Annotated in this window: 21 protein-coding genes and 3 pseudogenes; 15 read left to right on the top strand and 9 right to left on the bottom strand. The window is 70.5% G+C overall.

Going from position 1 to position 25,354, the window contains the following annotated elements:
- Positions 1–112: 112 nt before the first annotated feature.
- Positions 113–427 (top strand): DUF6332 family protein, encoded by a 315-nt coding sequence (locus ACIQM0_RS38500; protein ID WP_401295689.1) that lies wholly within the window; start codon positions 113–115, stop codon positions 425–427.
- Here the strand turns inward: ACIQM0_RS38500 and ACIQM0_RS38495 are convergent.
- Together ACIQM0_RS38495 and ACIQM0_RS38490 are read right to left on the bottom strand one after the other, a co-directional pair.
- Positions 388–1,052, bottom strand: a pseudogene (locus ACIQM0_RS38495) (response regulator). The gene ACIQM0_RS38500 and the pseudogene ACIQM0_RS38495 overlap by 40 nt on opposite strands.
- Before the next feature lie 171 nt (positions 1,053–1,223).
- Complete coding sequence (locus ACIQM0_RS38490) at positions 1,224–1,973, bottom strand: TetR/AcrR family transcriptional regulator (RefSeq protein WP_401295687.1); 750 nt, start codon at positions 1,971–1,973, stop codon at positions 1,224–1,226.
- 128 nt (positions 1,974–2,101) lie between these two features.
- Between ACIQM0_RS38490 and ACIQM0_RS38485 the strand changes: the two genes are divergently transcribed.
- Positions 2,102–2,554 carry a nitroreductase/quinone reductase family protein gene (locus ACIQM0_RS38485; RefSeq protein WP_401295685.1) on the top strand — a complete coding sequence of 151 codons (453 nt, stop codon included), beginning with the start codon at positions 2,102–2,104 and terminating at the stop codon, positions 2,552–2,554.
- Positions 2,555–2,656: 102 nt separating this feature from the next.
- Here the strand turns inward: ACIQM0_RS38485 and ACIQM0_RS38480 are convergent, their stop codons facing one another.
- Positions 2,657–3,874: a geranylgeranyl reductase family protein gene (locus tag ACIQM0_RS38480; protein ID WP_363021599.1), complete on the bottom strand. Its 1,218-nt coding sequence runs from the start codon at positions 3,872–3,874 to the stop codon at positions 2,657–2,659.
- 183 nt (positions 3,875–4,057) lie between these two features.
- On the opposite strand from ACIQM0_RS38480, the gene ACIQM0_RS38475 reads away from it, so the two are divergent.
- Positions 4,058–5,422, top strand: coding sequence for a dipeptidase (locus ACIQM0_RS38475; protein WP_401295683.1), 1,365 nt, complete (start codon positions 4,058–4,060; stop codon positions 5,420–5,422).
- A gap of 131 nt (positions 5,423–5,553) precedes the next feature.
- Positions 5,554–6,264 carry an MBL fold metallo-hydrolase gene (locus ACIQM0_RS38470; RefSeq protein WP_401295681.1) on the top strand — a complete coding sequence of 237 codons (711 nt, stop codon included), beginning with the start codon at positions 5,554–5,556 and terminating at the stop codon, positions 6,262–6,264.
- Here the strand turns inward: ACIQM0_RS38470 and ACIQM0_RS38465 are convergent.
- Positions 6,223–7,260 carry an NUDIX domain-containing protein gene (locus ACIQM0_RS38465; protein WP_401295718.1) on the bottom strand — a complete coding sequence of 346 codons (1,038 nt, stop codon included), beginning with the start codon at positions 7,258–7,260 and terminating at the stop codon, positions 6,223–6,225. The genes ACIQM0_RS38470 and ACIQM0_RS38465 overlap by 42 nt on opposite strands.
- Before the next feature lie 543 nt (positions 7,261–7,803).
- Here ACIQM0_RS38465 and ACIQM0_RS38460 point away from each other — a divergent pair.
- From ACIQM0_RS38460 to ACIQM0_RS38440, 5 genes are all read left to right on the top strand, one after another.
- Positions 7,804–9,114, top strand: a complete 1,311-nt coding sequence (locus ACIQM0_RS38460; RefSeq protein ID WP_401295679.1) for an MFS transporter — start codon at positions 7,804–7,806, stop codon at positions 9,112–9,114.
- Positions 9,107–10,072, top strand: a complete 966-nt coding sequence (locus tag ACIQM0_RS38455) for a D-2-hydroxyacid dehydrogenase family protein (RefSeq protein ID WP_401295677.1) — start codon at positions 9,107–9,109, stop codon at positions 10,070–10,072. The genes ACIQM0_RS38460 and ACIQM0_RS38455 overlap by 8 nt, the downstream gene beginning before the upstream one ends.
- Positions 10,073–10,161: 89 nt before the next feature.
- Positions 10,162–11,103, top strand: a complete 942-nt coding sequence (locus ACIQM0_RS38450; RefSeq protein WP_401295675.1) for an MBL fold metallo-hydrolase — start codon at positions 10,162–10,164, stop codon at positions 11,101–11,103.
- A gap of 96 nt (positions 11,104–11,199) precedes the next feature.
- The gene (locus ACIQM0_RS38445; RefSeq protein ID WP_401295717.1) at positions 11,200–12,066 is read left to right on the top strand and encodes an aldo/keto reductase; all 867 of its coding nucleotides are present in this window, start codon (positions 11,200–11,202) and stop codon (positions 12,064–12,066) included.
- Positions 12,067–12,369: 303 nt separating this feature from the next.
- On the top strand, positions 12,370–12,609 hold the full coding sequence (locus ACIQM0_RS38440) for a hypothetical protein (RefSeq protein ID WP_401295673.1): 240 nt from the start codon (positions 12,370–12,372) through the stop codon (positions 12,607–12,609).
- Between the two features lie 210 nt (positions 12,610–12,819).
- On the opposite strand, the gene ACIQM0_RS38435 is transcribed toward ACIQM0_RS38440, so the two are convergent.
- Positions 12,820–13,428 (bottom strand): TetR/AcrR family transcriptional regulator, encoded by a 609-nt coding sequence (locus tag ACIQM0_RS38435; protein WP_401295672.1) that lies wholly within the window; start codon positions 13,426–13,428, stop codon positions 12,820–12,822.
- A 104-nt stretch (positions 13,429–13,532) separates the two neighbouring features.
- On the opposite strand from ACIQM0_RS38435, the gene ACIQM0_RS38430 reads away from it, so the two are divergent.
- Both ACIQM0_RS38430 and ACIQM0_RS38425 read left to right on the top strand, forming a co-directional pair.
- The gene (locus ACIQM0_RS38430; protein WP_401295670.1) at positions 13,533–14,726 is read left to right on the top strand and encodes an MFS transporter; all 1,194 of its coding nucleotides are present in this window, start codon (positions 13,533–13,535) and stop codon (positions 14,724–14,726) included.
- 543 nt (positions 14,727–15,269) lie between these two features.
- Positions 15,270–15,446, top strand: coding sequence for a hypothetical protein (locus tag ACIQM0_RS38425; RefSeq protein ID WP_362964478.1), 177 nt, complete (start codon positions 15,270–15,272; stop codon positions 15,444–15,446).
- A 158-nt stretch (positions 15,447–15,604) separates the two neighbouring features.
- Here ACIQM0_RS38425 and ACIQM0_RS38420 read toward each other — a convergent pair whose 3' ends face one another.
- Complete coding sequence (locus tag ACIQM0_RS38420; protein ID WP_401295668.1) at positions 15,605–15,871, bottom strand: hypothetical protein; 267 nt, start codon at positions 15,869–15,871, stop codon at positions 15,605–15,607.
- A 156-nt stretch (positions 15,872–16,027) separates the two neighbouring features.
- Here ACIQM0_RS38420 and ACIQM0_RS38415 point away from each other — a divergent pair, with 156 nt between their 5' ends.
- Complete coding sequence (locus ACIQM0_RS38415; protein WP_401295666.1) at positions 16,028–17,164, top strand: hypothetical protein; 1,137 nt, start codon at positions 16,028–16,030, stop codon at positions 17,162–17,164.
- Positions 17,165–17,443: 279 nt separating this feature from the next.
- Positions 17,444–19,492 carry an NPCBM/NEW2 domain-containing protein gene (locus tag ACIQM0_RS38410; protein WP_401295664.1) on the top strand — a complete coding sequence of 683 codons (2,049 nt, stop codon included), beginning with the start codon at positions 17,444–17,446 and terminating at the stop codon, positions 19,490–19,492.
- Positions 19,493–19,624: 132 nt separating this feature from the next.
- On the opposite strand, the gene ACIQM0_RS38405 is transcribed toward ACIQM0_RS38410, so the two are convergent.
- On the bottom strand, positions 19,625–20,581 hold the full coding sequence (locus ACIQM0_RS38405) for an ROK family protein (RefSeq protein WP_401295662.1): 957 nt from the start codon (positions 20,579–20,581) through the stop codon (positions 19,625–19,627).
- Positions 20,582–20,764: 183 nt separating this feature from the next.
- On the opposite strand from ACIQM0_RS38405, the gene ACIQM0_RS38400 reads away from it, so the two are divergent.
- Positions 20,765–21,793, top strand: a complete 1,029-nt coding sequence (locus ACIQM0_RS38400) for a LacI family DNA-binding transcriptional regulator (protein ID WP_401295660.1) — start codon at positions 20,765–20,767, stop codon at positions 21,791–21,793.
- Positions 21,794–21,855: 62 nt separating this feature from the next.
- A pseudogene (locus ACIQM0_RS38395) lies at positions 21,856–22,752 on the top strand (hypothetical protein); the annotation flags it as partial.
- A 1,026-nt stretch (positions 22,753–23,778) separates the two neighbouring features.
- Here the strand turns inward: ACIQM0_RS38395 and ACIQM0_RS38390 are convergent.
- Together ACIQM0_RS38390 and ACIQM0_RS38385 are read right to left on the bottom strand one after the other, a co-directional pair.
- Positions 23,779–25,077: a DUF6986 family protein gene (locus ACIQM0_RS38390; RefSeq protein WP_401295658.1), complete on the bottom strand. Its 1,299-nt coding sequence runs from the start codon at positions 25,075–25,077 to the stop codon at positions 23,779–23,781.
- 167 nt (positions 25,078–25,244) lie between these two features.
- Positions 25,245–25,354: pseudogene (locus tag ACIQM0_RS38385) on the bottom strand (electron transfer flavoprotein subunit alpha/FixB family protein); the annotation flags it as partial.

Raw genomic sequence — 25,354 nt, 5'->3', positions numbered from 1 at the left:
GGCGAATTCCAGAGGGCGTCGCTTCGTGTTCGGGGGCGGGACATCCCTGCGGCCCACCCGTACCCGTACGGGTGGGGTTGTCCGCTGTCACCGCTCCTGTGACACTGCGGGCATGGGACACCGAAGCCAGGCCGACCGGGACGCCATGACCGTCGAAATCGGCTTCGCCGTGCTGAGCGGAGCCCTGATGGCCGCGGGAGCGTTCATCGTGGTCTGCGTCCCCACTGTGTTCCTCGCACCGCACGGCGGCCCGCGGTCCGCGCTGTTGATGATCGCGGCCGGCGTGGCCGGGCTCGTCCTCGTGGGACGTGTCGTCGACGTGCTGTGGCGGTTCGGCCGCCAGGACGCCGCTGTCGAGATCCGGCCGGGTGGTCCGCCGACTCCGGTTCAGCCCAGCCAGCCGGGGCGCACGAGTCCCGACTCGTAGGCGAGCACGACCAGTTGGGCCCGGTCGCGGGCGCCGAGCTTCACCATGGTGCGGCTCACATGGGTCTTGGCCGTGAGCGGGCTGACGACGAGCCGGCGGGCGATCTCCTCGTTGGAGAGGCCTATGCCGACCAGGGCCATCACCTCCCGTTCCCGTTCCGTCAGTTCGCTCAGGCCCGTCGCGGCCGCGGGTTCCTTGGAACGGGCCGCGAACTCGGCGATCAGGCGGCGGGGGACCCCCGGGGACAGCAGCGCGTCACCGGCGACCACCGCACGGACGGCCCGCAGCAGCTCTTCCGGCTCGGTGTCCTTCACCAGAAAGCCGGAGGCTCCGGAACGGATCGCCTCGAAGACGTACTCGTCGAGTTCGAAGGTGGTGAGCATGACCACCTTCACCTCGTTCAGCGCGGGGTCCTCGGTGATCGCGCGTGTCGCGACGAGGCGTCGAGACGCGGCATCCGGATGTCCATCAGCACGGTGTCCGGCCGCAGTTCGCGCACCAGGCGGACGGCCTCCTCGCCGTCGGCGGCCTCGCCGGCCACCTCGATGTCCGGCTGGGCGCCCAGGAGCGCCCGGAATCCCGCCCGGACCAGGAACTGGTCATCGGCGAGCAGTACGCGAATCACGGTGTCTCCTTCTGGTGCGGTGCCCCGTCGGTCCCGCCGGCCGGCAGGGGGAGTTCGGCGCGTACCCGGAAGCCGCCGTCGGGGCGGGTCCCCGCCTCGATCGTGCCACCCAGGGGCGCGGCCGGCCCCGTGGACGCCGGGGATCAGGTGTGCCCGGGGTGCGGCGTGTCGTCAGCGCCGCGCCCGGCCCGCCGTGCCGGTGCCGCCGCGGCGTGCGGTGCCGAGCAGGCCGACCGTGCGGGCCAGCTCTTCCGCGGCATGGCGGAAGAAGTCATCCCTGGCCTCCACGACCCGGTTGAACTGGCCGAAGACCTCGAAGGACACCAGCCCGAACAGCTGCGCCCAGGCGGCGACGATCGATACGGCGACCTCGGGAGGCAGGCCGGGGGCCAGGTCGGCGGCGAGTCTCTCGGCCTCGGGACGCAGCTCCGCGGCGAGCGGCGGCAGCGCCAGCCCGGCCTCGCGGTGGGCGTCCTCGACGACGGCGATGAGGACGCGGCCGACGCGTGACGCGGGGCCGACGGTGGCCTGCGGCGCCGTGTAGCCGGGCACCGGCGAACCGTAGATCAGGGCGTACTCATGGGGGTGCGCCAGTGCCCAGCCGCGTACGGCACAGGCGACCGCGACCCAGCGTGCCAGGTGGGCCGCGCGCTCCGACGGGCCCGGGACTCCGGCCCGTCCTGCGCTCTCGGCCGCCTCGCCCACGGCGTCGTACGCATCGACGATGAGGGCCGTGAGCAGTTCGTCGCGGCTGGGGAAGTAGCGGTAGAGCGCGGAGGAGACCATGCCGAGCTCGCGCGCCACCGCGCGCAGCGAGAGTTTCGCCGCTCCCTCGGCAGCGAGCTGCCTGCGCGCCTCGTCCTTGATGGCGGCGGTGACCTCGACACGGGCCCGTTCCCTGGCTCCTCGGATAGCGCTCATGAATCTCAGTCTGCCACGGGAGCAGAGCAGCGACCAATAACGAGAGCAGTGCTCTTGCTTTTGAGCACCACTCTCGCGCACACTGATCTCAAGCGAGAGCACCGCTCTCCCAAGCAGTGGGGATCATCATGTCGCAGGCCTACTACCTTCAGGGAAGCCCGCTCACCGTCCGCCTGAACAGCTTCGTCGGCCGGCTCGCCCGGCACGGTGTCAGTCTGCTCGGCACGCAGGAGATGTCGGTCCGCGGACGCAAGAGCGGCCAGATGCAGCGCATCCCCGTCAACCCGCACACCTACGAGGGCGCGCAGTACCTGGTCTCGGCCCGCGGCCACTCGCAGTGGGTGCGCAACATGCGGGCCGCCGGCGGCGGCGAACTGCGCAAGGGCCGCAGCAACCGCACGTTCACCGCCGTGGAGATCGCGGACGACGAGCACAAGGTGGTCGTCGTCCGCACCTACCTGAAGCGCTGGGGCTGGGAGGTCAACCAGTACTTCAAGGGCATCACCGCGAAGTCCACGGACGCCGAACTCCTCGCGGCCTGCCCCGACCACCCCGTCTTCCGGATCACCGTCGAGAACTGAGCGGCCGGCCCCGCCGGCCCCCTCCTCCGCACCGCCTCGGCCGGACCCCGGGACTGCCGGATCCGGCCGGACGTCCGCCGTTCCGGCGGGCAGCGGCGGTCGTTACTTGCGGTCCATCGTGGACAGGGCCCGCTGGGCCAGCGGATGCGAACGGACCAGCTCGGCCAGCGAGGTCGTTCCCCGGGTGATCCCCGCGAACGCGTTCCACGCCGGACGGAATCCCGTCAGCACCGCGTGCAGCAGACCCGGGCGGCGCTCGAAGAGCTTCAGCATGCGCCGCCCCACGCTCATCTCGACACCCAGCCCGGCCTTGATGGCGAAGGCGTAGTTGAGCGCCTGGCGGCGAGCGTCCACGGCGTCGTGCGACTCCGCGACCCGGACCGCCCACTCCCCCGCGAGCCGCCCCGACCGCAGCGCGAACGAGATGCCCTCGCGGGTCCACGGCTCCAGCAGACCGGCCGCGTCACCGCACACCAGCACCCGGCCGCGCGACAGCGGCGAGTCGTCGCTGCGGCAGCGCGTCAGATGGCCGGAGGAGATCTTCGGCTCGAAGCCGGCCAGCCCGAGCCGTGCGACGAAGTCCTCCAAGTACCTCTTGGTGCCGCCGCCGTCGCCGCGCGCCGAGATCACACCGACCGTCAGCGTGTCGCCCTTGGGGAAGACCCAGCCGTAACTCCCCGGCATGGGACCCCAGTCGATCAGCACCCGGCCGGCCCAGTCCTCCGCGACCGTCTGCGGAACGGGGATCTCCGCCTCCAGGCCCAGGTCCACCTGGTCGAGCTTCACCCCGACGTGAGCGCCTATCCGCCCGGCACTGCCGTCCGCGCCGACCACCGCACGGGCCAGGACCGTCTCGCCGCCGGACAGCACGACCGCGACCGTGCGCCGGTCGGGCACCGCGGCGCCGTGCTGCTCCACCCGGGACACCGTCGCACCGGTGCGCAGTTCGGCTCCGGCCTTCTGCGCCTCCTCGACCAGGCCCGCGTCGAACTCGGGGCGGTTGATCAGCCCGAAGAGCATGCGCTTGGAGCGGCGGGTCCGCGCGAGCCTGCCGTTCAGCGAGAACGTGACCGCGTGAATCCGGTCCCGCAACGGCAGTTCGAATCCGGGCGGCAGCGAATCACGCGAATACCCGATGATGCCGCCGCCGCATGTTTTGTAGCGGGGCAGTTCCGCCTTCTCCAGCAGCAGCACCCGACGGCCGGCGACCGCCGCCGCGTATGCCGCGGAGGCTCCCGCCGGTCCGGCGCCGACTACGACGACATCCCACACGGACGACTCTTCGTGCTCATGTCCGGCGTCTGCGTTCTCGCTGCTCACGATGTGCTTCTGCTCCCGATCCGACCAGTGGCCCAAGCTGCTCACGGCATCCTACGGCGCGTTCCGCCCGCCCCCTGCTGTGGGAGGATCGGCCGTGCCTCCGTCGTAACCACAACGCCGCATTCGCGGCGTTCAAGTACACGGATTCGTACACATAACGTCGCACCTGCTAGGAGCGTGCCCATGAGCGGCCATCCGATTTCCGAGACCATCGCCTCACTGATGCCCCGCGCCAAGGCGGAGCTCGCCGAGCTGGTGGCCTTCCAGTCGGTGGCGGATCCCGCGGTGTACCCGAGGAGCGAGTGCGACGCCGCCGCCGAGTGGGTCGCCGGAGCGCTGCGCGCCGAGGACTTCCAGGACGTCGCCCTGCTCGACACCCCGGACGGCAGCCGGTCCGTCTACGGCTTCCTGCCCGGTCCCGCCGGGGCACCCACCGTACTGCTGTACGCGCACTACGACGTGCAGCCGCCGCTCGACGAGTCCGCCTGGCTGTCCCCGCCCTTCGAGCTGACGGAACGTGACGGCCGCTGGTACGGCCGGGGCTCGGCCGACTGCAAGGGCGGCCTCGTCATGCACCTCCTCGCGCTGCGCGCCCTCAAGGCGAACGGCGGGGTGCCGGTCTCCGTGAAGGTGATCGCAGAGGGCTCGGAGGAGCAGGGCACCGGAGGCCTGGAGCAGTACGCGCAGGCGCATCCGGAGCTGCTCGCCGCTGACACCGTCGTGATCGGCGACACCGGCAACTTCCGGGTCGGTCTGCCCACGGTCACCTCGACCCTGCGCGGGATGACGATGCTGCGGGTGCGGCTCGACACCCTCGAAGGGAACCTGCACTCCGGGCAGTTCGGCGGCGCGGCGCCCGACGCGCTGGCCGCGATGATCCAGTTGCTCGCGTCGCTGCGTGCCGAGGACGGCACGACGACCGTCGACGGGCTCACCACCGGTGCGAAGTGGGACGGTCTCCAGTACCCCGAGGCCGAGTTCCGCAAGGACGCGAAGGTCCTCGACGGGGTCGGACTCATCGGCACGGGTACGGTCGCGGACCGGATCTGGGCGCGGCCGGCCGTCACGGTGATCGGCATCGACTGCCCGCCGGTCGTCGGCGCGACGCCCTCGGTGCAGGCCGGCGCGCGGGCGCAGATAAGCCTTCGGGTGCCGCCGGGCGTCGACGCCGACGACGCGACGAAGCTGCTCACCGCGCATCTGAGGTCGCACGCCCCGTGGGGCGCCCGGGTCTCGGTCGAGCAGGTCGGACAGGGGCAGCCGTTCCGCGCCGACGTGTCCAGCCCGGCGTACACGGCGATGGCGGACGCCATGCGGGCCGCGTACCCCGGACAGGAGATGCAGTCCTCCGGCATGGGCGGCTCGATCCCGCTCTGCAACGCGCTCGCGACGCTGTACCCGGAGGCGGAGATCCTGCTGATCGGGCTGAGCGAGCCCGAGGCGCAGATCCACGCGGTGAACGAGAGCGTGTCGCCCGAGGAACTGGAGCGGATGTCGGTGGCCGAGGCGCTGTTCCTGCGGAACTACGCCGCCTCCAAGAAGGCCTGAGCGGACCGCACGCGGCCCGGCGGGCCGGGCCGGCTCAGGCCCTCCCGGCCCGCCGCCGCTACGCGTTGAGCGAAGCACGCGCAGAGCGTAGATCCGTGCGCTGGACGTCTGCCGCTGCGTACGTTCGGCGCATGGATCTCGTCGAAGTACTTCCCCGGCTCCACATGTTCCGTTTCCCGATCGGTCAGGCGTACCTCTGGCGCGACGGGGCGGAGCTGACCCTGATCGACGCGGGCGACATCAACGCCGCGCCCGCCATCGAGAACGCGGTGCGCGGCCTCGGCCTGGACCCCGCCCGTATCTCCCGCATCGTCATCACGCACGGCCATCGCGACCACTACGGCGCCGCCCAGGAGCTCGCCGACCGCCACGGCGCCGAGATCCTGGCGCACCGGCTCGACGCCCCGGTGATCCGGGGCGAGGAGGAGATCGGCGACCCGGTGCTGCTCGACTGGGAGGTTCCGTTGTACGAGCACGGGCTGACCGTTCCGGTGGCCCCGGCGACCCGGGTCGACCGCGAGCTCTCCGACGGCTCGACGATCGACTTCGGCGGCGGTGCCCGGGTGATCCACTCGCCCGGCCACACCCCGGGTTCCATCGGGATCCATCTCCCCGCGCACGGGGTGCTGTTCACCGGGGACTGCGTGGCCGGTGCGGGGCAGGTCATGCTGGGCGTCTTCAACATCGACCGCGAGCAGGCCGTGGCCTCGTTCCAGCGGCTGGCGGCGCTGGAGCCGGCCACGGTCTGCTTCGGACACGGAGATCCCGTCACCGTCGGCACCGCCGAGGTATTGCGCGCTTCAGCCGACCGGGACTCCGGCCTCCAGATTGAACACAACTGACTGCTCGCGGGCCCGCAGCGCCCAGCGCAGCCGTTCGTACCGGGTGGGCGGCAGCATGGTGGCCGCCTCCGCCTCGGTGACGAACCGCCAGCCGCGCAGTTCGGAGTCGGGCAGCGTCAGCCGCCCGGCATCCCGGCCCGGCAGCAGGCCTCCGTCGAAGAGCAGCCGCAGTCCGCCGTATCCGGGCGGCTCTGGCGCCTCCCAGTCGATGACGAGCAGTTTCGGCACCCGGGCGAGCTGTATCCCTATCTCCTCTGCGACCTCCCTGATCCCGGCCTGCGCGGGGGCCTCGCCGGACTCCACGATGCCGCCGGGGAACTCCCAGCCCGGCTTGTAGGTGGGGTCGACGAGCAGGAACCGGCCGTCCTCGTCGAAGAGCAGCACCCCGGCCGCGACGGTCTCCGCGGCCGGATCGGGTGTCTGCACGATCTCGCAGGCCGGCGCCGCCCCCGTGTGCAGGGCCTCGGATATCAGTTCGGCGGTCTCCCGCGGGGTGAGCGCGCTGTTGTCTATCGTGTGGGCGTCCCCGGTTATCCAGTCGAGCGCCGAGCGGTAGGGCCCGATGTGCTCGTACGCCCACTGCCGGACCTGTTCGCTGCGTTCGGGATCGTCCTCGGCTTCGACTCGGTCGGCGATCCGCTTTCGCAGGATCGTTTCCTCCGGTGAGAGCAGCACATGGCGCACCGGAATGCGCCGGGCGGCGAGCCCTCCGAAGATCTCGTCGCGATACTCCTGTCGCAGCAGCGTCATCGGCACCACCAGTACCCCACCGACTTCGGCGAGCAGGGCCGCCGCGGTGTCCACCACCATGCGCCGCCAGATCGGCAGGTCCTGGAAGTCGGTCACCTCGGCGAGCTTCTTCTGGGGCAGCAGGTAGCGCAGCCCCGCGCCGGTCAGTTCCGGGTCGTAGAAGGTGCTGTTCGGGATCAGATCGATCAGTTCGCGCGCGGCGCTGGTCTTCCCCGCGCTGAACGCACCGTTGATCCAGACAACAATCACTCGTACTCCAGGATGGGAAGGCCGCTGAACAGCGGCGGAGTGGATTTCGCGGGATCGTCTGGGAGACGGATGGGAAAGGCGGTGTCCACAGCCCGGCTCCCACCACTTCCGTCTCCCACACCTCCTGGGGATACCCAACGATCCGCTCCTCCATTGCGATCGTCACCTCGCTGTGGGTGCTTCTCCGCACCGGGCACCTCATACCGGCTGGTGACCGCATAGACGGTGGCGATGGTGACCTCGGCGGCCTTGCGGCCAGTGCGGCGGCACTCCAGAGGACCAGCAGTGCCGCCCGAGCCGTATCGCACCTTCGTGGCCGAAATTGCGAACGGAACGAACGGGGGCCCGATGGACGAGGACGGTCTTCTGCCTTTGGGGGCAAAGTCCGACAGCTTGCTTGACCCTGAAGCTCCTGTAGATCGTCAAGCGGCTCCCCCGCCAAGTGCCCGCATTTCGAGCCCTCAGTGACCCTCATCACTTATGGATCGATCGAGCCATAACCGCTTGACCCTGCGCCGGGTCCGGGATGAGTATTTCGGTATGAACGATCCAGAACTTGAGACCGACGCCGACGACCGCCCCGCGCTGAGCCGCGCGATGGTGCTGCTGCTGGCGGTGACGTGCGGTGCGGCCGTAGCGAACATCTACTACGCGCAGCCTCTGCTGCCGGTCATCTCGCGGGCGTTGGGGGTGTCCGAGGGGGCCGGTGGCCTCGTCGTCACTGCCTCGCAGATCGGCTACGCGGTCTCCCTGGCGCTGCTCGTGCCCCTCGGTGATGTGCTCGAACGTCGGCGTCTGGTGAGTGCGTTGCTCGGTCTGAGCGCCGTCGCCCTGCTCGGCGCGGCGATCTCACCCTCGCTGGGGTCGCTGTACGCCGCGGTCGCACTGGTCGGGGTGACCTCCGCCGTGGCGCAGATCGTGGTGCCGATGGCGGCCTCGATGGCCGCCGACCACGAACGCGGCTCGGTGGTGGGCACGGTCATGAGCGGCCTGCTCGTCGGGATCATGCTGGCCCGTACTGCCGCGGGCTTCCTCGCGGAGTTCGGCGACTGGCGGCTGGTGTTCGTCTTCGCGGCAGTGCTCATGGTGGTGCTGGCCGTCACCCTGCGCTTGGTGCTGCGTCCCGTGCCGCCGTCCGGGACCACCCCCTACCCCCAGCTGCTGCGCTCGGTACTGACGCTGGTGCGCACCGAGTCGCTGCTGCGCAGGCGTATGGGCCTGGCAGCGGTCGGCATGGGATCCTTCACCATCCTGTGGACGGCGTCGTCGTTCCTGCTGGCCGGTCCGGCCTACGGGTACGGCCCCGCCGCCATCGGCCTGTTCGGCCTGGCCGGAGTGGTCGGGGCAGCCGCCGCGGTGGCGGCCGGCCGGTTCGCGGACCGCGGGCGCGGCCGGCAGGTAGCGACCGGTGGACTGGTCCTGCTGACGGCCAGTTGGGGCGTACTGGCTTTCGCCGGAGCGGGCGGCGCAGGCGGGCTGGTCGCGCTGGTCGTCGGCATCATGCTCCTCAACCTTGCCCAGCAGGCCCTGCTGATCAGCCATCAGAGCGTGCTCTACCACCGGGTACCGCACGCCCGCAGCCGGGTGACGACGGCCCTCATGGTCTCCTCGTTCGCCGGCAGCACCGTCGCCTCCGCGCTCGCTTCGGCGCTGTACCCGCTCGTGGGCTGGACGGGGATATCGGCGCTCGGCGCGGTGACCGCGCTGATCGGCGTCGGGATCTGGGTCCTGGAACTGCTCCGCCCGAGCCCCTCCGAACCGCTCACCGACCCGTCGGTGAGCGTACGCACCGCGACCGCGGACCCCATTGACCCGCACTCGAAGGACTCGAAGGACCCCGCTCATGCCTGAAATCCGCCGTGTGGCGATCCTGGACGACTACCAGGGGACCTCCCACCGGTACGCCGACTGGAGCGCCCTGCCCGACGGTGCGCGCCTCACCGTCTTCACCGAACACCTGGGCGGCCCCGAGGAGGTGATTGCCGCGCTGGAGCCGTTCGACGTCGTCGTCGCCATGCGCGAGCGCACCGCCTTCCCGGCCGAGGTCCTCAGCGCACTGCCGAACCTCCGCCTGCTGGTCACCACGGGTCCGGCCAACGCGGCCGTCGACGTGGCCGCGGCACACCGGCAGCGGATCCTGGTCTCGGGCACCCGCGCGGCGGGGCTGACATCGACCGCCGAGCTGACCTGGGGGCTGATCCACGCCCTGGCCCGTTCCGTCCCTGCTGAGGACCGCAGCCTGCGCGCGGGTGCCTGGCAGAGCACCGTCGGGCGCGACCTGTATGGCGCCCGTCTCGGAATCATCGGACTGGGCAATGTCGGCAGCCGCGTGGCCCGGGTCGGACTCGCCTTCGGCATGGACGTCGTCGCCTGGAGCACCCACCTCGACGCCGGGCACGCGAGAGCACTGGGCGTCTCTCCGGTCAGCCAACGGGAACTGCTGGCCACGTCGGAGGTGGTCACGCTCCACGTCCAGCTCTCCCGCCGTACCACCGGACTCATCGGACGCGACGAACTGGCCCTCATGCGGCGGGACGCGCTGCTGGTCAACACCTCCCGGGCGGCCCTCGTGGACGAGCGGGCGCTGCTGGCCGCCCTGGCCTCGGGAAGCCTGGGCGGAGCCGCCCTCGACGTCCATCCCGCCGAACCGCTCCCCGCCGGCTCGCCGTGGCGCACCGCACCACGGACGGTGCTCACCCCGCACCTGGGCTACGTCACCGCCGGCACCTACCGGACCTTCTACGGCGACGCACTCGACGACGTCCTCGCGTACGCCGCTGGAGAACCGGTCCGCGTGATCGCTCCGTGAGCGGATCCCGCCCGACCCCTTCCTCTCCGATCCTTCATTCGCTTCCACCGCACCCGTACCCGTACGAACACACGAAGAAAGGCTCGACCATGGCCAAGAGCGACCAGACAACCACGGCCGACATCCTCCGGCCCGACCGCACTGACGGCACTGACGCCGCCGACCTCACCAGTGACTCCGGGCGCCGTATGCCGACGTTGTGGACCCGGACCATCGGGGAGCTCACCCTGACCTATCTGCCCGATGCCGGTGTCACCATGATCCCGACGCGGGTCTACCCCGCTTCCGAGGAGACCGACTGGAGCCCGTACCGCACTCACATGACGGACGCCGGTCACCTGGCCATGGGATGCGGCGCACTGCTCGTCGAACGCGCCGGGCATCACCTGCTTCTCGACGCAGGCCACGGCCGGATCTCGGGCGACGACCCGGAACACTTCCAGTACGGCTTCGAGCACGTGAAGGACCTCCCGGCCTCGCTGGCGAGCCTCGGCGTCGACCCGGCCGCGCTGGAGACGATCGCCTTCACCCATCTGCACGACGACCACACCGGCTGGGCACGCCCCGACGCGGCCGACCATCCGCACAGCCTGTTCCCGAACGCCCGATGGGTCGTCGGGGAAGGCGAACTGGAGGGCCTGGATCCCGCCGCCGGGCCGCGGCTCGCCGGGCAGAGCGAACGGACCAGGTCCGTGGCCGACGGGACCGAGATCGCCGAGGGCGTCCGGGCCTGGGCGCTGCCCGGGCACACGACCGGGCACACGGCCTGGGTTCTCGACGCGGGCGACGGCCGCCGGATCGTCGCGTTCGGTGACGCCATGCACTCCCCCGTACAGGTCCACCACCCCGACTGGGAGGTGGTCCTCGACCACGACCGGGCAGAGGCCGAACGCTCTCGGCGCCGGCTCGTGGAGTACCTCTCCCAGGACGGGGTCTACGGCTTCGGTGTCCACTTCGCCGACCAGCAGCTCGGCACGGTCGACGGCAACGGCCGCTGGCGCCCGTGGAACGACGCGACGGACGCCCGCTGAGCCCGCCCCGGAATGAACGGCGTTCCCTCCACGAGCGTCCGGTTCATCATCCACACCCCAGTTCCCAGCACAGACCACTCACGTGAGAGACCAGCGATGAATTCGACCCACGGGCCCGCCACCGCGGCAGGCACCTTTCGTCTCGGCGGCGACCTTCCCGTCACCCGTCTCGGCCTCGGCACCATGCAGATGACCGGTCCCGGCGTCTGGGGGAACCCGGAAGACCCGGACCGAGCCGTCCAAGTCCTGCGCCGTGCTGTCGAGCTCGGCGTGAACTTCATCGACACGGCGGACTCCTACGGTCCCGCCGTCGCCGAGCCACTCGTCAAGAAGGCCCTGCACCCCTATCCGGATGACCTGGTCATCGCCACCAAAGCCGGGCTGGCCCGCTCCGGCCCCGACCAGTGGCTCCCTGTCGGCAGGCCCGAGTACCTGCGCCAGCAGGCCGAGATGAGCCTGCGCCACCTGGGAACGGACCACATCGACCTCTTCCAGCTGCATCGCATTGACCCGAAGGTTCCCCTTGAGGAACAGCTCGGTGAACTGCAGCTCCTTCAACAGGAGGGCAAGATTCGGCACATCGGGCTCTCCGAGGTCTCTGTCGAGGATCTCGAAGCGGCCTTGAGGACGGTCCCGATCGTCTCGGTGCAAAACCTGTTCAACCTCGCCGACCGCACGGCTGAGCCGCTGCTGGAGTACGCGACGCACCACGCCATCGGTTTCATCCCTTGGTTCCCGCTGGCAACCGGCAAACTGTCGAAGGACGACGGCCTGCTCGCCGAGCCGGCCCGGCAGCACGGCGTGAGTCCGTCACAACTCGCCCTGGCCTGGTTGTTGAAGCGTTCGCCCACGCTGCTGCCGATCCCGGGAACCTCGTCCGTCGAGCACCTGGAGGAGAATGTCCGGGCCGCCGAGATCGATCTGCCCGAGGCGGTGTTCGACGCCATGACCCACGCCGCGTAGCGAGGCCGGCCGCCTGGCTCCGCGCACGCCTGGGCCTGTCCGGCGGATCATGACGATGGCAGAGTGCGTCCGTGAGCCGCAGCGTCTTCCTGCTCCGGTTCGTGGACAGCGAGGTTGTCGCGTTGGACGCCGATGTTCCGGCATGTGACGGAGCCGCGGGCGGTCCGGAGGAGGGCTTCTCCTCCACTCCACGTGGAGGACGGGGGACGAAGTGGTGCACCACGAGTCCCGCGGCGAAAGCGGCATGCCGTGCGTGACGGTGACGAACTTGGCCCGCGGTCTGGACCTGCGGGCTCCGGCCTCGTGCTGGTGGGCCCGGCCGACCGCGTCCTCCCGGCGGGCGGGCCCGATCACATCTACCGTCGCTTCGGCCTGCTGCCCGGCTACGGCCGCTACTGTCGCAGCACCCTGGCCCACCGTCCGGAGTCCGTGGCCGGGGCCGAGCCGCTCTTCCGTCAAGCGCTTCAGCGGAACCTCCTGGACACGTTCCCCGGCGCCTACGACTACCTGCGCAGGCTGCACGGGCAGGCAGGGGTCCGATGAGGTCCCCGCCACTCCCCGTTGACCGGGGCCACGCTCTCCGTCCCCTGGCTCGGCTCGCATCGTCGGCAGGGTAGTCGACGGGTTGCCCGGCAGTCAGCAGGTCAGGGTGGCCAGGCGCCCGCCGGTCGTGCACGCGATTTATGTCGCCTGAAGTCGTGCGGTTCCGGGGGCTGCGCGTGGACCGATGCCGACGTGTGGTGCACGTGAGCGTCAGCGTCCCCGTGTGTCCCAGTTCGCGAGCACGGCGTCGGCCGCCGCGTGCAGGTGCCGTGCTGATGTGCCGTCACAGACCTGTGTCGAAATACCGAGCAAAAAGCCGTGGATCATTGACGTGACGCCGTCCACGTCGGTGTCTTCGGCGAGTTCTCCTGAGGCGATGCCGCGTACGACGCACGCCCTGATGCGTGCTCGGTCCGCTGCGCGGCGCGCCGCCACGACCTTCCGCGCTCCGGCCTCGCCCGCTCCCGGCGCCCGGACCGTCCCCGAGAGGGCGACGAGGCATCCGCGGGGATGGGATGTGTCGGTCTGCATGTTGATCGACCCGTGGAGGAGCCGGGCGATGGCCTCGCGGGGGCTTTCCGACTCGTCGGCCACGACATCGGTGACGCTGCCCGGTCCGGCGATGTAGTGCTCAACGGCTTTCTCGAACAGTCCCTCCTTCGAGCCGAAGGCACCGTAGAGGCTCGCGGAGGACAGCCCTGTGGCCTCGCGGAGCTGGGCCAGTGATGTCCCTTCGTAACCCTGTTCCCAGAACAGCAGCATCGCGGCCTCCAGGACGGCCTCCATGTCGAAGATGCGGGGACGACCGACGGTGGGCACGGTGAACCTCCTTCATTGCGGACTGACTGATCAGTTTGACACTCGTCCATACCGCGGTCAATATCGGATCAGTCAATCCATAACTAGTTGGGGAGTCCGACCCGATGACCACAACGAGCCCCACGCCGGCTCACGAGCGAGCGCACCATTCGTTCCCCATTCCCGCACTGGTGGTGATGGCGTGCACCGGATTCATCGTGATCATGACCGAGACGCTGCCTGCGGGGCTGCTCCCGCAGCTCGCTACCGGACTCGACGTCTCCGAAGGCGGTGCCGGCCAGCTCGTGAGCGCCTACGCGATCGGAACGGTCCTCGCGGCGATACCCGCGATCACACTGACGCGCGGGTCACGACGCAAGCCGCTCCTCCTCGCGGGTCTGATCGGGTTCCTTGTCGCGAACACCGCCACCGCGGTAGCGCCGTCGTTCGCCGTCGCCCTTGGCGCCCGGTTCGTCGCGGGAGCATTCTCCGGTCTGCTGTGGGGCATGCTCGCCGGATACGCCCGCCGTATCGCCGCACCTGAGCACGCCGGGCGCGCCCTCGCCATCGCCATGACCGGTACCCCCGTCGCACTGGCTGTCGGAACCCCCCTCGGCGCCTGGCTGGGCTCGGCAGTCGGGTGGCGCTGGTCCTTCGCCGCGATGTCGCTGCTCAGCATCATCGCCATGGTCTTCGCGAAGTTCCTCGTGCCCGACGCCCCGGGGCAGTCGGCGCAGACACGCGCTCCGCTCAGCCGAGTGCTGGGCATTCCCGGCGTGGCGACCATCCTTGGCGTCGTATTCGTCTGGATGCTCGCGCACAACCTGCTCTACACCTACATCGCTTCCTACCTGCGGCAGACGCATCTCGTGCTCCGGCCCGACATCACACTTCTCGTCTTCGGCGTCGCTGCGCTCGGAGGTATCTGGGTCACCGGCGTGTTCATCGACCGCGCCCTTCGCAGGCTCACCCTGGCGAGCGTGACCCTGTTCATCGTCGCCGCAGCGGTTCTTGCCGCCGCGCAGCAGTCCACTGTGCTCGCGCTGCTCGCGATCGTCCTGTGGGGCCTCGCGTTCGGCGGCGCCGCGACGCAGTTGCAGACGGCCATGGGGGAAGTCGCGGGCGAGAACGCCGATGCGGCGAACGCGGTGCTGACGACATCCTTCAACATGGCGATCTTTGCGGGCGGTGCCGCGGGGGCTGTGGTCGTCGACGGCGTGGGCGCACCTGTCCTTCCAGCCGGGATGATCACTCTCACGCTCATGGCGCTCGTCATGGTCGGCTTCGGCCGGCGCGCAGCATTCCCCGCCGGGCGTTGATCGAGATCTGGCGGGACAGGAACTCGCTGGTCAGCCAGGGTCGGGAGGGTTTCGAGTCGTACCAGGGCGTCGGTGATCACATCGGTCCAGGGCCAGTGGCGTGCGAATCTCAGGTGCCGTCGGCGGGCCGTCGTGACGATCTGGGCAGGCCGCGGATCACCTCGGCAGGGCCCCGGCCATGCATGGGACTTCATCTTGCTTGCCCGGCGGGCGCACGGCCCGGCGGGCAAGGTATCTGACCGGCGGCCCGGGAGCCGGATGTCGGCGGCCCCTGGGGTAGCCCGGCGGCCCAAGTCCCCTCGGCGGCGATAGCTCACGGCGCCCCCGGTTGACCGAACGGTCCCAGATCTGGGACTCCATCGCAGCCCGGCCCGCCCGTATCAACTGCCGCGAAAACCCGTTTGAGGCGATGCCGTTGCACGAACGCAACCGCGGACGGCGCTCACAGGCGTCCTGAGGCAGGGAGCGGCGTCCACGGAACCGTAACGGAGACGGCCGGACGTCGTTGGAGCCGACAGCAGAAGGAACGACAGGGGGTGAACCGTGCTTCGCACCGTGCTTGAGCAGTTCCCCGCAGGAGGCCCGCGGGGCAGTTGGCCGGCGGAGGAGTTCGCGGCGGCCCGCCGCGGCGAGGGTGTCGCGGCGGAGGTCGTGATGGATCTGGAACAGGACGCGTTCCTGGTGGTCGTGCCGCAGCAGTACTCGGACCGGGGCCGCTGAGCGCTTGGCGGGGCGCCTGGGTGAGGGCCGGGTGGCCCCGCCCTCACCCAGGCGCCCTCACCCAGGCGCCCTCAGGCGCCTCCGGTCGGCACGGCACAGCGAGCACCGCGGGCCGGTGCGGCAGGGCTTCCGGGAACGCGCGGCACGCGCCCTGGCGCTCAGGGGGTGTCGCCCCGCCAGTCCCACTTGTACGGCTCGTTCACCCTCGGTCCGTACTCGGCCCTGCCACCGGCCCCGTAGGAGCCGATCTCGGTGATCAGGGCGGAACCGTCCGCGAGGGCGACCTCCGTCCAGCCGGTCACGTCCAGCAGCAGCCCGTCGAGCGGGCCGCCCACCAGCTCCCGGTAGACACGCCCCGGCCGGGGCCCGGGGTCGGGGTCGTCGTGATCGGCGCCGTACACCCGTCGCCGCATGATCTCGTCCATGGCAGCAGGATCGCACCGACCACTGACAACTTCCTCGGCCAGTGGGCCCGAGTGACTCGATCGGAGGCATGTCCGCACGTCCGGGCCGGGTGCGCGCGCGGCCCTGGGACGCGAGAAGGCATTGATCATCCGATTGCGTACCTGTTCAATCGGCGGATGACCGAGACCGACGCAGACCGGGAAGCCTGGGCCGCGCTGTCCGAGGGCGTCCGCCCCTCCGAGCGCCTGGCCGAGGCGTGGCTGCGCGGTCTGGGCCTCAACCGTGCCGCACCGGCCGAGGTGCTGATCAGCCTCTTCGACGCGGGGAGGAGGCCGATCGTGCACTTCCTGTACCGCGACGACCTCCCGGCCGGTGTCCTGGACGCGGCGGCCGTCCACCCCACCAGGGGCGTTCACGGCACGGCCGCCGAATCGGGGAACCTCTCGCCCGCCCAGTGGGACCGGCTCCTCGCCGCCTCCCCGGATTCGGCGCACCGCAGTGCGCTGGCGGAGTTGGCGGCGGAACAGGCCGCGTACCCGAAGTCAGGACGCCGGACCGGTGTCGAAGCGGCGCCGGACCCCGGGTCCCGACCACCCTCGAACCCGGCCGAGGTCGCGGCGATGGCCGCCACCGTGCCCGACACCGGCGCCGATGACCGCACGTACGCGGTGTGGTGGATCGCCGCCCTGCATTCCGACGCCACCGCGATGCGTCAACTCGCCGTGTCGCCGAACCTGCGGATCCGTCGCAGCGTGGCCCGTGCGCCGCGCCTTCCGTCGGATGTCGTGGAGCTTCTCGCCCACGACGAGGACAGCGTCGTGCGCCTCTTCCTCACCGAGTCCTGCGACGACGCCCCGGCGGAGCTGCTCCTTGAGGTGTGGAGCTGGTGGCCCGGCAGCCTCTCGTTCCCCGGGCGCCCCCGCAACCACCCCAACTTCCCCCGTCACACCCTGCTCCGCTTCGCCGAGGACCCGGAGCCCCGGATGCGCCTTCTGGCACTAGAAGATCCCGCATCGTCAGCCGCACTCGTCGAACGGTTCAGCCGAGATCCCGATCCGCGGGTGCGGAGCGCCGCCGCCGGTGACGTCCGGCTGTCCCCCGGTTCCGCTGTCAGGCTGCTCGGCGACGCCGACCACGGTGTCCGCCGCCGGGCCCGCCAGAATCCGGCACTGCCGGCGAAGGTCCTGGTCTCCTTGCTCCTCAATGACGACAGCATCGGGAGCAGCGCCGAGGACGCCGCCGGGAACCCGGCGATTCCGACGGCGGTCATGCACCGCATGTCCGCCCTGGCCACGCGGGTTTCACCGCACTGACCTCACCGGGACATCCGATGTCCTGTGACACGGCCGGGTACATCTGGCCTGTCGCGCGAGCGCGCCATGACCCCCTCCCCCGGAAGGCAACTCAACACATCCGAACGCTCGCTCTTGGATATCACTCCCAACCAGGGCCGACGTCAAGGCTTTTGGCGAGCTACCGAACAACCGGCACCGACCCTCTTCCAACAGACTCCAACACGCCCTAACGTAACCGCACGTCTTGGCGTGCACATGCCGTCACTTGATTCGGCACGAGTCCGGAGGAACGTATCGATGCGTCATCTTCCAATCCGCACACCCCGCTCAGGCCCCCACAGAGTCATCGGAGCGCTGACCGCAGGACTCCTGTGCGCGGCGGGGATCGCCTTCCCCGCCGCAGCGGACTCCCCGGGCCCCGCCCCGGCCCCGGCGTCCGACACCGGCGCGCGGGCCGACGGGGATCTCGCTCTCACACCCCCCATGGGCTTCAACAACTGGAACTCGACCCATTGCCGGGCCGAGTTCAACGAGTCGATGGTCGAGGGCATCGCGGATCTCTTCGTCGAGAAGGGCCTCAAGGACGCCGGCTATCAGTTCGTCAATCTGGACGACTGCTGGGCCAAACCGCAGCGCAACGCGGAAGGCAAGCTGGAGGCCGATCCGGCGCGGTTCCCGAACGGGATCAAGGCCGTCGCGGACTACGTCCACTCGAAGGGTCTCAAGCTCGGCATCTACACCAGCGCCGGCACCAAGACCTGCGACAGCGTCGGCCTGCCCGGCGCACTCGGCCATGAGTACAGCGATGCGCAGCAGTTCGCCGACTGGGGCGTCGACTACCTCAAGTACGACAACTGCAACAACCAGGGCGTCGACGCGAAAGAGCGTTATACGACGATGCGGGACGCGCTGGCCGCCACCGGCCGGCCCATCGTCTACAGCATCTGCGAATGGGGGGAGAACAAGCCCTGGGAATGGGCCGCGGAACTCGGCAATCTCTGGCGCACCACGGGCGACATCAACGACAGCTGGAGCAGCATGCTGTCGATCATGAAGCAGAATCTGCCGCTCTCCGCAGCCGCCGGACCGGGACACTGGAACGACCCCGACATGCTGGAGGTCGGGAACGGCGGGATGACGGACACGGAGTACCGGACCCACTTCTCCATGTGGTCGGTGATGGCCGCCCCGCTCCTCATCGGCTCCGACCTGCGCAAGGCGACACCCGAGACGTTCGACATCCTCTCCAACCACGAGGTCATCGCCGTCGACCAGGACCCGCTGGGCAAGCAGGGAACCGTGCTCTCCTCCGAAGAGGGGCGCTGGGTCGTGTCCAAGGAGCTGAAGGACGGCAGCCGGGCGGTGGCGCTGTTCAACGAGACCGGGAGCGCGCAGCGGATCTCGACGACGGCCGCGGCGACGGGGTTGCCGCGGGCAGCCGCGTACACGATGCGTGACCTGTGGGAACACACGGACTACAACACCGCGGGCGACATCTCGGCGACTGTTCCGGCGCACGGAACCGTGCTGCTGCGTGTCGCCGCCGACAACGGGTGGGCCTCGCACCCTCCGGCCGCTGAACTCGGTCTGAACGGAAGCCCGTTGGTCGAGGCCGGACGCACCGCACAGCTGACGACGACGGTCACCGATCTGGGCCGTACGCCTGCCCTGAAGGTCTCTGCGGCCCTCACCGGGCCGTCGGGCTGGCAGGTCAGGGCCGGCTCGGCGACCACTGCCGCCGCGCTGCCCACCGGACGGGCGCTGACCACGCGCTGGCGGGTGACGGCCCCGGCCGGCACGGCGACCGGCACGTACGACCTGACGCTCACCGCTCAGTACCGCTCGCCCGCCGGGAAACGCGTGCGGTCCTCGGTGCCCTTCCAGGCCCATGTGGTGGTGGCGCCACCGGCCGGCGGCGGCTTTCTGAGCGATCTGGCACAGCTCTCCGCGTCCAACGGCTACGGGCCGGTCGAGAAGGACACCAGCAACGGTGAGAGCGCGGCGGGCGACGGAAATCCGCTCACCATCGGCGGCGAGGTCTACGCGAAGGGGCTCGGCGTGCACGCGGACAGCACCGTCGAGTACTACGCGGGCGGTGCGTGCGACACCGTGACGGCCCGGGTCGGTGTGGACGACGAGAAGGGCGACAAGGGGAGTGTGGCCTTCGAGATCTGGGCGGACGGCACCAAGGCGGCCTCGACCGGGGTGCTGACCAACGCGATGCCGGCGCAGCCCGTCTCGGCGGACGTGAGCGGCGCCCAGGTCGTCCGCCTGGTCGTCACCGACGGAGGGGACGGCGACGACTCCGACCATGCGGACTGGGGGAACCTCCGCATCACCTGCTGACCGGGAACCCCCGCCCCACGCGTGTGAGGGCGGGTCCGAGATGTCGGGCCCGCCCTCACACGGACGGCGCGGTTCTCAGAGTCGTGGGACAGCCCTGACGATCTGGTCCGCTCCCTGTCGCGCGCCAGGTCGTCAGACCGGGACCACTCCGTCCGCGCCCGCCCGGACCGCGAGTGCCGCTGCCGCCGCACCCACCAGCCCCGCGTCGTTGCCCATGACCGCGGGCGCCACCGTCAGCTGCTGGACGAAGGAGAGCGTGGCGTAGCGGCGCAGTGCGCTGCGCAGCGGGGCGAACAGGACGTCGCCCGCTCCGGCCACTCCCCCGCCGATCACCGCGATGTCGATCTCGACGAGCGTGGCCGTCGCGGCGATGCCCGCGGCCAGCGCCTGCGCGGCCCGCTCGAAGGAGGCCGCGGCGACCGCGTCCCCCGCCCTCGCCGCGGCGGCGACCGCCGCGGCCGAGGCGTCACCGTCCGGGCCGGGCCGCCAGCCGCCCTCCAGTGCCCTGCGGGCGATGTTGGGCCCGCTGGCGATGCGCTCGACGCAGCCGCGCGAACCGCACGGGCAGGGATCGCCGTCCAGGTCGACACTGATGTGCCCGATGTGGCCCGCGTTGCCGCTCGGGCCGGGCCGGAGCGTGCCGCCGAGGACGAGCCCGCCGCCGACGCCGGTCGACACGACCATGCACAGCGCGTTGTCGTAACCCCGTGCGGCGCCCAGCCAGTGCTCGGCCGCGGTCATCGCTACCCCGTCGCCGACCAGCTCGACCGGGAGCCCGCCCGTCGCCGTGCTCACCCGCTCCACCAGCGGGAAGTCCCGCCAGCCGGGAACGTTGACCGGACTGACCGTCCCGGCGGAGGCGTCCACCGGGCCCGCGCTGCCGATCCCGACGACCGATGCCCGCCCCCACAGCGGCGAGGCGGTCAGCTCGGCCAGCACATCACCGACGGCCCCCATCACCCTCTCCCCGCTCTCCCGGGCGGGCGTCGGCCGCTGCGCGCGTACGAGGAGCCTGCCACTGCCGTCCACCAACGCGCCGGCGATCTTGGTGCCGCCGATGTCCAGCGCGGCTACGAGGTCGGTATGCATCGGTGTGGGCTCCGGATGGTGAGGTGGTGGGACCTGCGGCTTCATTGAATAGTCTGCATAGTCTCCATTCAGCTGACAACGTTGTCCAGGGCCTATGCTCGACGCCACAGCCTCCGGCCCCCTCCGCGGTACTCTCCGCGGCCCCGCCGGACAGCCCCGCACCCGACGACAGGACAGCGCACCGTGGCCGAGACCACCCGTCATCCCGAGCCCCGTTACGGCAACCGGCCGACCATGAAGGACGTGGCCGCGCGTGCCGGGGTGGGGCTCAAGACGGTCTCCCGCGTGGTCAACAGCGAGCCGGGTGTCACGCCCGACACCGAGCGCCGGGTCCAGGAGGCCATCGACGCGCTGGGCTTCCGCCGCAACGACAGTGCGCGCGTGCTACGCAAGGGCCGTACCGCCTCCATCGGACTCGTGCTGGAGGATCTCGCCGACCCCTTCTACGGGCCGCTGAGCCGTGCCGTGGAGGAGGTCGCCCGCGCGCACGGCGCCCTGCTCATCAACGGTTCGAGCGCCGAGGACCCGGAGCGCGAGCAGGAGCTCGTGCTCGCGCTGTGCGCGCGCCGGGTCGACGGGCTCATCGTGATTCCGGCCGGTGACGACCACCGTTATCTGGAGCAGGAGATAAAGGCCGGCATCGCGACCGTCTTCGTGGACCGGCCGGCGGGCCGGATCGATGCCGACATGGTGCTCTCGGACAGCTTCGGCGGTGCCCGCCAGGGCGTCGCCCATCTGATCGCGCACGGCCACCGCCGGATCGGGTTCATCGGTGACCAGCCCCGCATCCACACCGCCACCGAGCGGCTGCGCGGCTATCACACCGCCATGACGGACGCCGGGATATCCGTGCAGGACTCCTGGGTCTCCCTCGGCTCCACGGAGCCCGACCGGGTCCGCCGGGCGGCCGAGACGATGCTCTCCGGCCCGGAACCGGTCACCGCCCTCTTCTCGGGCAACAACCGGGTGACGGTGACCGTCGTACGTGCCCTGGCCGACCGTGAACGACCGGTCGCCCTGGTCGGTTTCGACGACATCGAGCTCGCGGATCTGCTCGGTATCACCGTCGTCTCCCAGGACGCCGCGACCGTCGGCCGCACCGCGGCCGAACACCTCTTCCGCCGCCTCGACGGCGCCGATCACCCCCCGGTGCGGGTGGAGCTTCCCACCAGGCTCATCGCGCGCGGTTCGGGCGAACTGCGTCCGTCCTGAGCGCATTTGAGTGCCTTCACACCGTCTGGCCTTCTAGGAGACACGGTGCCCGGTTCACTAGGATGTCGGTCGCACCGCGCCCGCGCTCCTATTCCCGGGGGAAGGTCAGACGCAAGGTGAACGAACGCACGCTTGAGGCATTGGGCCTCGATGAAGCGCCACGTGAACACCCGCTCATCTACCCGGGAGCCTGGCCCGTGGAATCGGGCCTGCTGCATCGGAACCAGTATCTGAGGTTACGGCCCAAGCAGAATCGACGGCTTGCCCAGTGGCTGGTGGAGAACCCCGGCAACGAGTTCAGCGGCAGCCCCGAACCCGGTCGCGCCGTACCACTCGACTTTGCGCTGATGAGCGCCAACGAACCGCTGATCGGTGAGCGATTCCCCGTACTCTCGATCGGCTCGAACGCCTGCCCGGCGCAGCTCCGGCACAAGATGGACGGGCTGGGCATCTCCTCGACCGTTCCCATGGTCAAGGTCCGCTCAACGGGAATTGAGGTCGGGGTCTCCGCCTACGTGAGTCCGCTCGGCTACGTCTCGGCATCTCCTTTCCACACGCCGGGCAGAACCCGCGACTTGTTCGTCACCTGGCTGGACGCGGCCCAGCTGGAGGTCATCGACAGCAGCGAGGGCGTCTTCACACCCGATGGCGAGTACGACCGGGTGTTCCTGCCCGCCTCCGGCTTCCCCGTGGAGATGCCCTCCGGTGAGCGGCTGGGCGGTGTCTACGCGTATGTACACCGCTACGGTGTGATCCACGACGGAGCGGGCGCCCCCAGGCCGCACCCCGGCGAGCGGCAGTTGCTCACCGATCTGCTCTCGGAGTCGCGGCTCCTGCGGGAGTGGTTCGGCGACACCCCCGAGGAGTTCAGCTCGCGGGCCCGCGGCGACGAACAGCTCTGCGAGAAGGGCACCCGGCTGTTCCGGGACGAGGAGCGCATCACGCTGTCGGGGCTGGAGGGACTCGTCCCCGAGGCACCGTCGAACATTCCGTACGACGACATCCACCCCGCCAACGAGCTCCCCTCAGGGGCCTTCCACGCCGCCCGCACCCCCGATACCTACGACCAACGCGGTTCCGGCGTCGTCAGGATCTCGGCCGGGCTCGCCGCCACGCTGCGCCACCCGAGCCATGTGATCGTGCAGAACGTTCAGGTCCCGGCCTCGCGGCACGAGCGCCTGGGCGCACTGGCCAACGTGGTGGTCGCGGCCGACATCAACCGGGAAGACCGGCACACCGTGCAGGTCGACCGCTCGCTGCGTATCTGTGTGGGGGTCGAGCCGGGCGAAGCGGTCACGGTGCGCCCGGCCACGCTGCCCAAGGCCAAACACCGCTGGCAGGATGTGCTGTTCGGCAAGCAGAGCTATGTCACCTGCAGGATCCAGGACGGCGATCGCGCCAGCGCGGAGCACGAGGTCTGCCTGCTGGACGCCCTCACGCTTCAGCTCATCGGCGTGTCCAGCGGCGACGCCGTGGTGCTGGAGGGCTTCCCCGACGAGAACGGGATCGTGCCGGTCCTCGAACTGAAGGCCATCCAGACGAGCGACGAAGTGCAGAACCGTCGCGCCGAACTGCACGGCGGCGACATGACCAGCCGCTATCCGAGCTCACTCGACGCACTCGGCACCTATCCGGATCTGCCCTGGGCCTTCCTGGACCGCCGGCTGTGGTCCGGGCTCGGCGTCGAGGGGCAGTGGCTGGCGACCGTGCGCATCCGCTGCAGCCGCACCTACCAGCTCAAGAAGGAACTCCGCGAGATGGTGTTCCTGCTCGGGCTCGCCTTCATCGGCGTGGTCACCGTACTGAACAGCATCCTTTGGAGGATCACCAGCCTGGCGATCCTCGTGGTGCTCGTCGGTGTGCTGGTGAGCATGCGGCTGCGCAGCAGACTCACCCAGCGCGCGCGGCGCACCGGGGGTCCCATACAGCGTCAGTGATCCGATCGTCCCGGGCGCGGCCCGCGCCGCGCCCGGGTGGGGTACGCGCTACGGCGCCGTGACCGTCAGCCCGCCGCGCCGCGGTGAGGCGAAGGCGTCCAGGTCCGCGCGGGTCAGCCCGGTCAGCCGGGCCACTTCCGCGGTGTCCAGCGCGCCGCAGTCGATGCCGCGCAGCAGATAGCCGCTGAGCGCCTTGGCGGTGGCGGGTTCGTCCATCACGTCCCCGCCCGCCTTCGCCACGTAGGCGGCGAGCCGGGCCGCGGCCTGTTCCAGGCCCTCGCGGTAGAAGGTGTAGACGGCCGCGTAGCGGGTCGGCAGGTGGCCCGGGTGCATGTCCCAGCCCTGGTAATAGGCGCGGGCCAGGGCGCGCCGCGTGAGGCCGTAGTGCAGCCGCCAGGCTTCGTGGACCTGCGGGGTCGGGCCGACGGGGAGGACGTTGGTCGAGCCGTCGGAGACACGTACGCCGGTGCCCGCGGCGGCCACCTGCATGACGGCCTTGGCGTGGTCGGCGGCCGGGTGGTCGCTCGCCTGGTAGGCGGCGCTGACGCCGACACAGGCGCTGTAGTCGAACGTGCCGTAGTGCAGACCGGTCGCGCGGCCCTGCGCGGCGTCGATCATCCGGGCGACGGCGGCGGTGCCGTCGGCGGCCAGAATGGACTGGCTTGTCTCGATCTGGATCTCGAAGCCGAGCCGCCCCGAGGGCAGACCGTGCGCCGCCTCGAAGGCTTCGAGGAGCTGGACGAAGGCGGTGACCTGTTCGGGGTACGTCACCTTCGGCAGGGTGAGCACCAGCCCGTCGGGAAGCCCGCCCGCCCGCATCAGGCCGGTGAGGAAGACGTCCGTGGTGCGAATCCCCCGGTCCCGGACGGCCGCTTCCATGCACTTCATCCGGATGCCCATGTACGGGGCGGCCGTGCCGTTCCCGTAAGCGTCGGAGACCAGCCGGGCCGCTCGGGCCGCGGCCTCGTCCTCCTCCGCGTCGGAGCGGGGGCCGTAGCCGTCTTCGAAGTCGATCCGCAGGTCCTCGACGGGTTCCCGCTCCAGCTTGGCGCGGACCCGGTCGTGGACAGCCTCGGCGAGCTCGTCCGGGATGCCGAGAACAGCCGCGAGGCGGGCCGCGTCGGGGGCGTGCTCGTCGAGCGCCGTCAGGGCCCGGTCGCCCCAGGAGCGGATGGTGCCGGCGGTGAAGGTGTCCCCCGGTACGTAGACCGTGTGGACGGGCTGGCGGGTCCCGGGGTCGCCGGGGTAGCGGCGGGCGAGTTCGGCGTCCACCCCTGTGAGGGAGGCGCTGATCCCGTCGCTGACCGCTCCGGCGAGGCTCGTCGCCACCTTCTCCTGCTGACCCATTTCCGCACCCTCCACACTCTCACTGTTTCCGCTTCCCGGAATCAACAATCCGTATAGTGAAGTTATAAGGCTGCCGTACCTGCGTCAATGGTGATCGGAAACGGTGCGGGGCCGCACGGTGTGTTCACCGTGCGGCCCCGCAGGCCGTGCGTCGTGTGCCGGTGGGGTCAGCCCTTGCGGGTGGTGACCTCGTCGGTCAGCTGGGGCACGACGTTGAAGAGGTCACCCACGACGCCGTAGTCGACGAGGTCGAAGATCGGGGCCTCCGCGTCCTTGT

The organism is Streptomyces sp. NPDC091387 (genome assembly GCF_044756945.1).
Lineage (GTDB): Bacteria > Actinomycetota > Actinomycetes > Streptomycetales > Streptomycetaceae > Streptomyces.
The sequence above is the reverse complement of the archived record's forward strand: the minus strand, read 5'-3'. Positions and strand labels throughout refer to the sequence as shown.

What these genes read in the sequence shown, in the direction of transcription:
- ACIQM0_RS38500 (WP_401295689.1), top strand. Translation starts at nt 113, where the DNA reads ATGGGACACCGAAGCCAGGCCGACCGGGACGCCATGACCGTCGAAATC.
- ACIQM0_RS38490 (WP_401295687.1), bottom strand. Translation starts at nt 1,973, where the DNA reads ATGAGCGCTATCCGAGGAGCCAGGGAACGGGCCCGTGTCGAGGTCACC.
- ACIQM0_RS38485 (WP_401295685.1), top strand. Translation starts at nt 2,102, where the DNA reads ATGTCGCAGGCCTACTACCTTCAGGGAAGCCCGCTCACCGTCCGCCTG.
- ACIQM0_RS38475 (WP_401295683.1), top strand. Translation starts at nt 4,058, where the DNA reads ATGAGCGGCCATCCGATTTCCGAGACCATCGCCTCACTGATGCCCCGC.
- ACIQM0_RS38470 (WP_401295681.1), top strand. Translation starts at nt 5,554, where the DNA reads ATGGATCTCGTCGAAGTACTTCCCCGGCTCCACATGTTCCGTTTCCCG.
- ACIQM0_RS38460 (WP_401295679.1), top strand. Translation starts at nt 7,804, where the DNA reads ATGAACGATCCAGAACTTGAGACCGACGCCGACGACCGCCCCGCGCTG.
- ACIQM0_RS38455 (WP_401295677.1), top strand. Translation starts at nt 9,107, where the DNA reads ATGCCTGAAATCCGCCGTGTGGCGATCCTGGACGACTACCAGGGGACC.
- ACIQM0_RS38450 (WP_401295675.1), top strand. Translation starts at nt 10,162, where the DNA reads ATGGCCAAGAGCGACCAGACAACCACGGCCGACATCCTCCGGCCCGAC.
- ACIQM0_RS38445 (WP_401295717.1), top strand. Translation starts at nt 11,200, where the DNA reads ATGAATTCGACCCACGGGCCCGCCACCGCGGCAGGCACCTTTCGTCTC.
- ACIQM0_RS38430 (WP_401295670.1), top strand. Translation starts at nt 13,533, where the DNA reads ATGACCACAACGAGCCCCACGCCGGCTCACGAGCGAGCGCACCATTCG.
- ACIQM0_RS38420 (WP_401295668.1), bottom strand. Translation starts at nt 15,871, where the DNA reads ATGGACGAGATCATGCGGCGACGGGTGTACGGCGCCGATCACGACGAC.
- ACIQM0_RS38415 (WP_401295666.1), top strand. Translation starts at nt 16,028, where the DNA reads ATGACCGAGACCGACGCAGACCGGGAAGCCTGGGCCGCGCTGTCCGAG.
- ACIQM0_RS38410 (WP_401295664.1), top strand. Translation starts at nt 17,444, where the DNA reads ATGCGTCATCTTCCAATCCGCACACCCCGCTCAGGCCCCCACAGAGTC.
- ACIQM0_RS38405 (WP_401295662.1), bottom strand. Translation starts at nt 20,581, where the DNA reads ATGCATACCGACCTCGTAGCCGCGCTGGACATCGGCGGCACCAAGATC.
- ACIQM0_RS38390 (WP_401295658.1), bottom strand. Translation starts at nt 25,077, where the DNA reads ATGGGTCAGCAGGAGAAGGTGGCGACGAGCCTCGCCGGAGCGGTCAGC.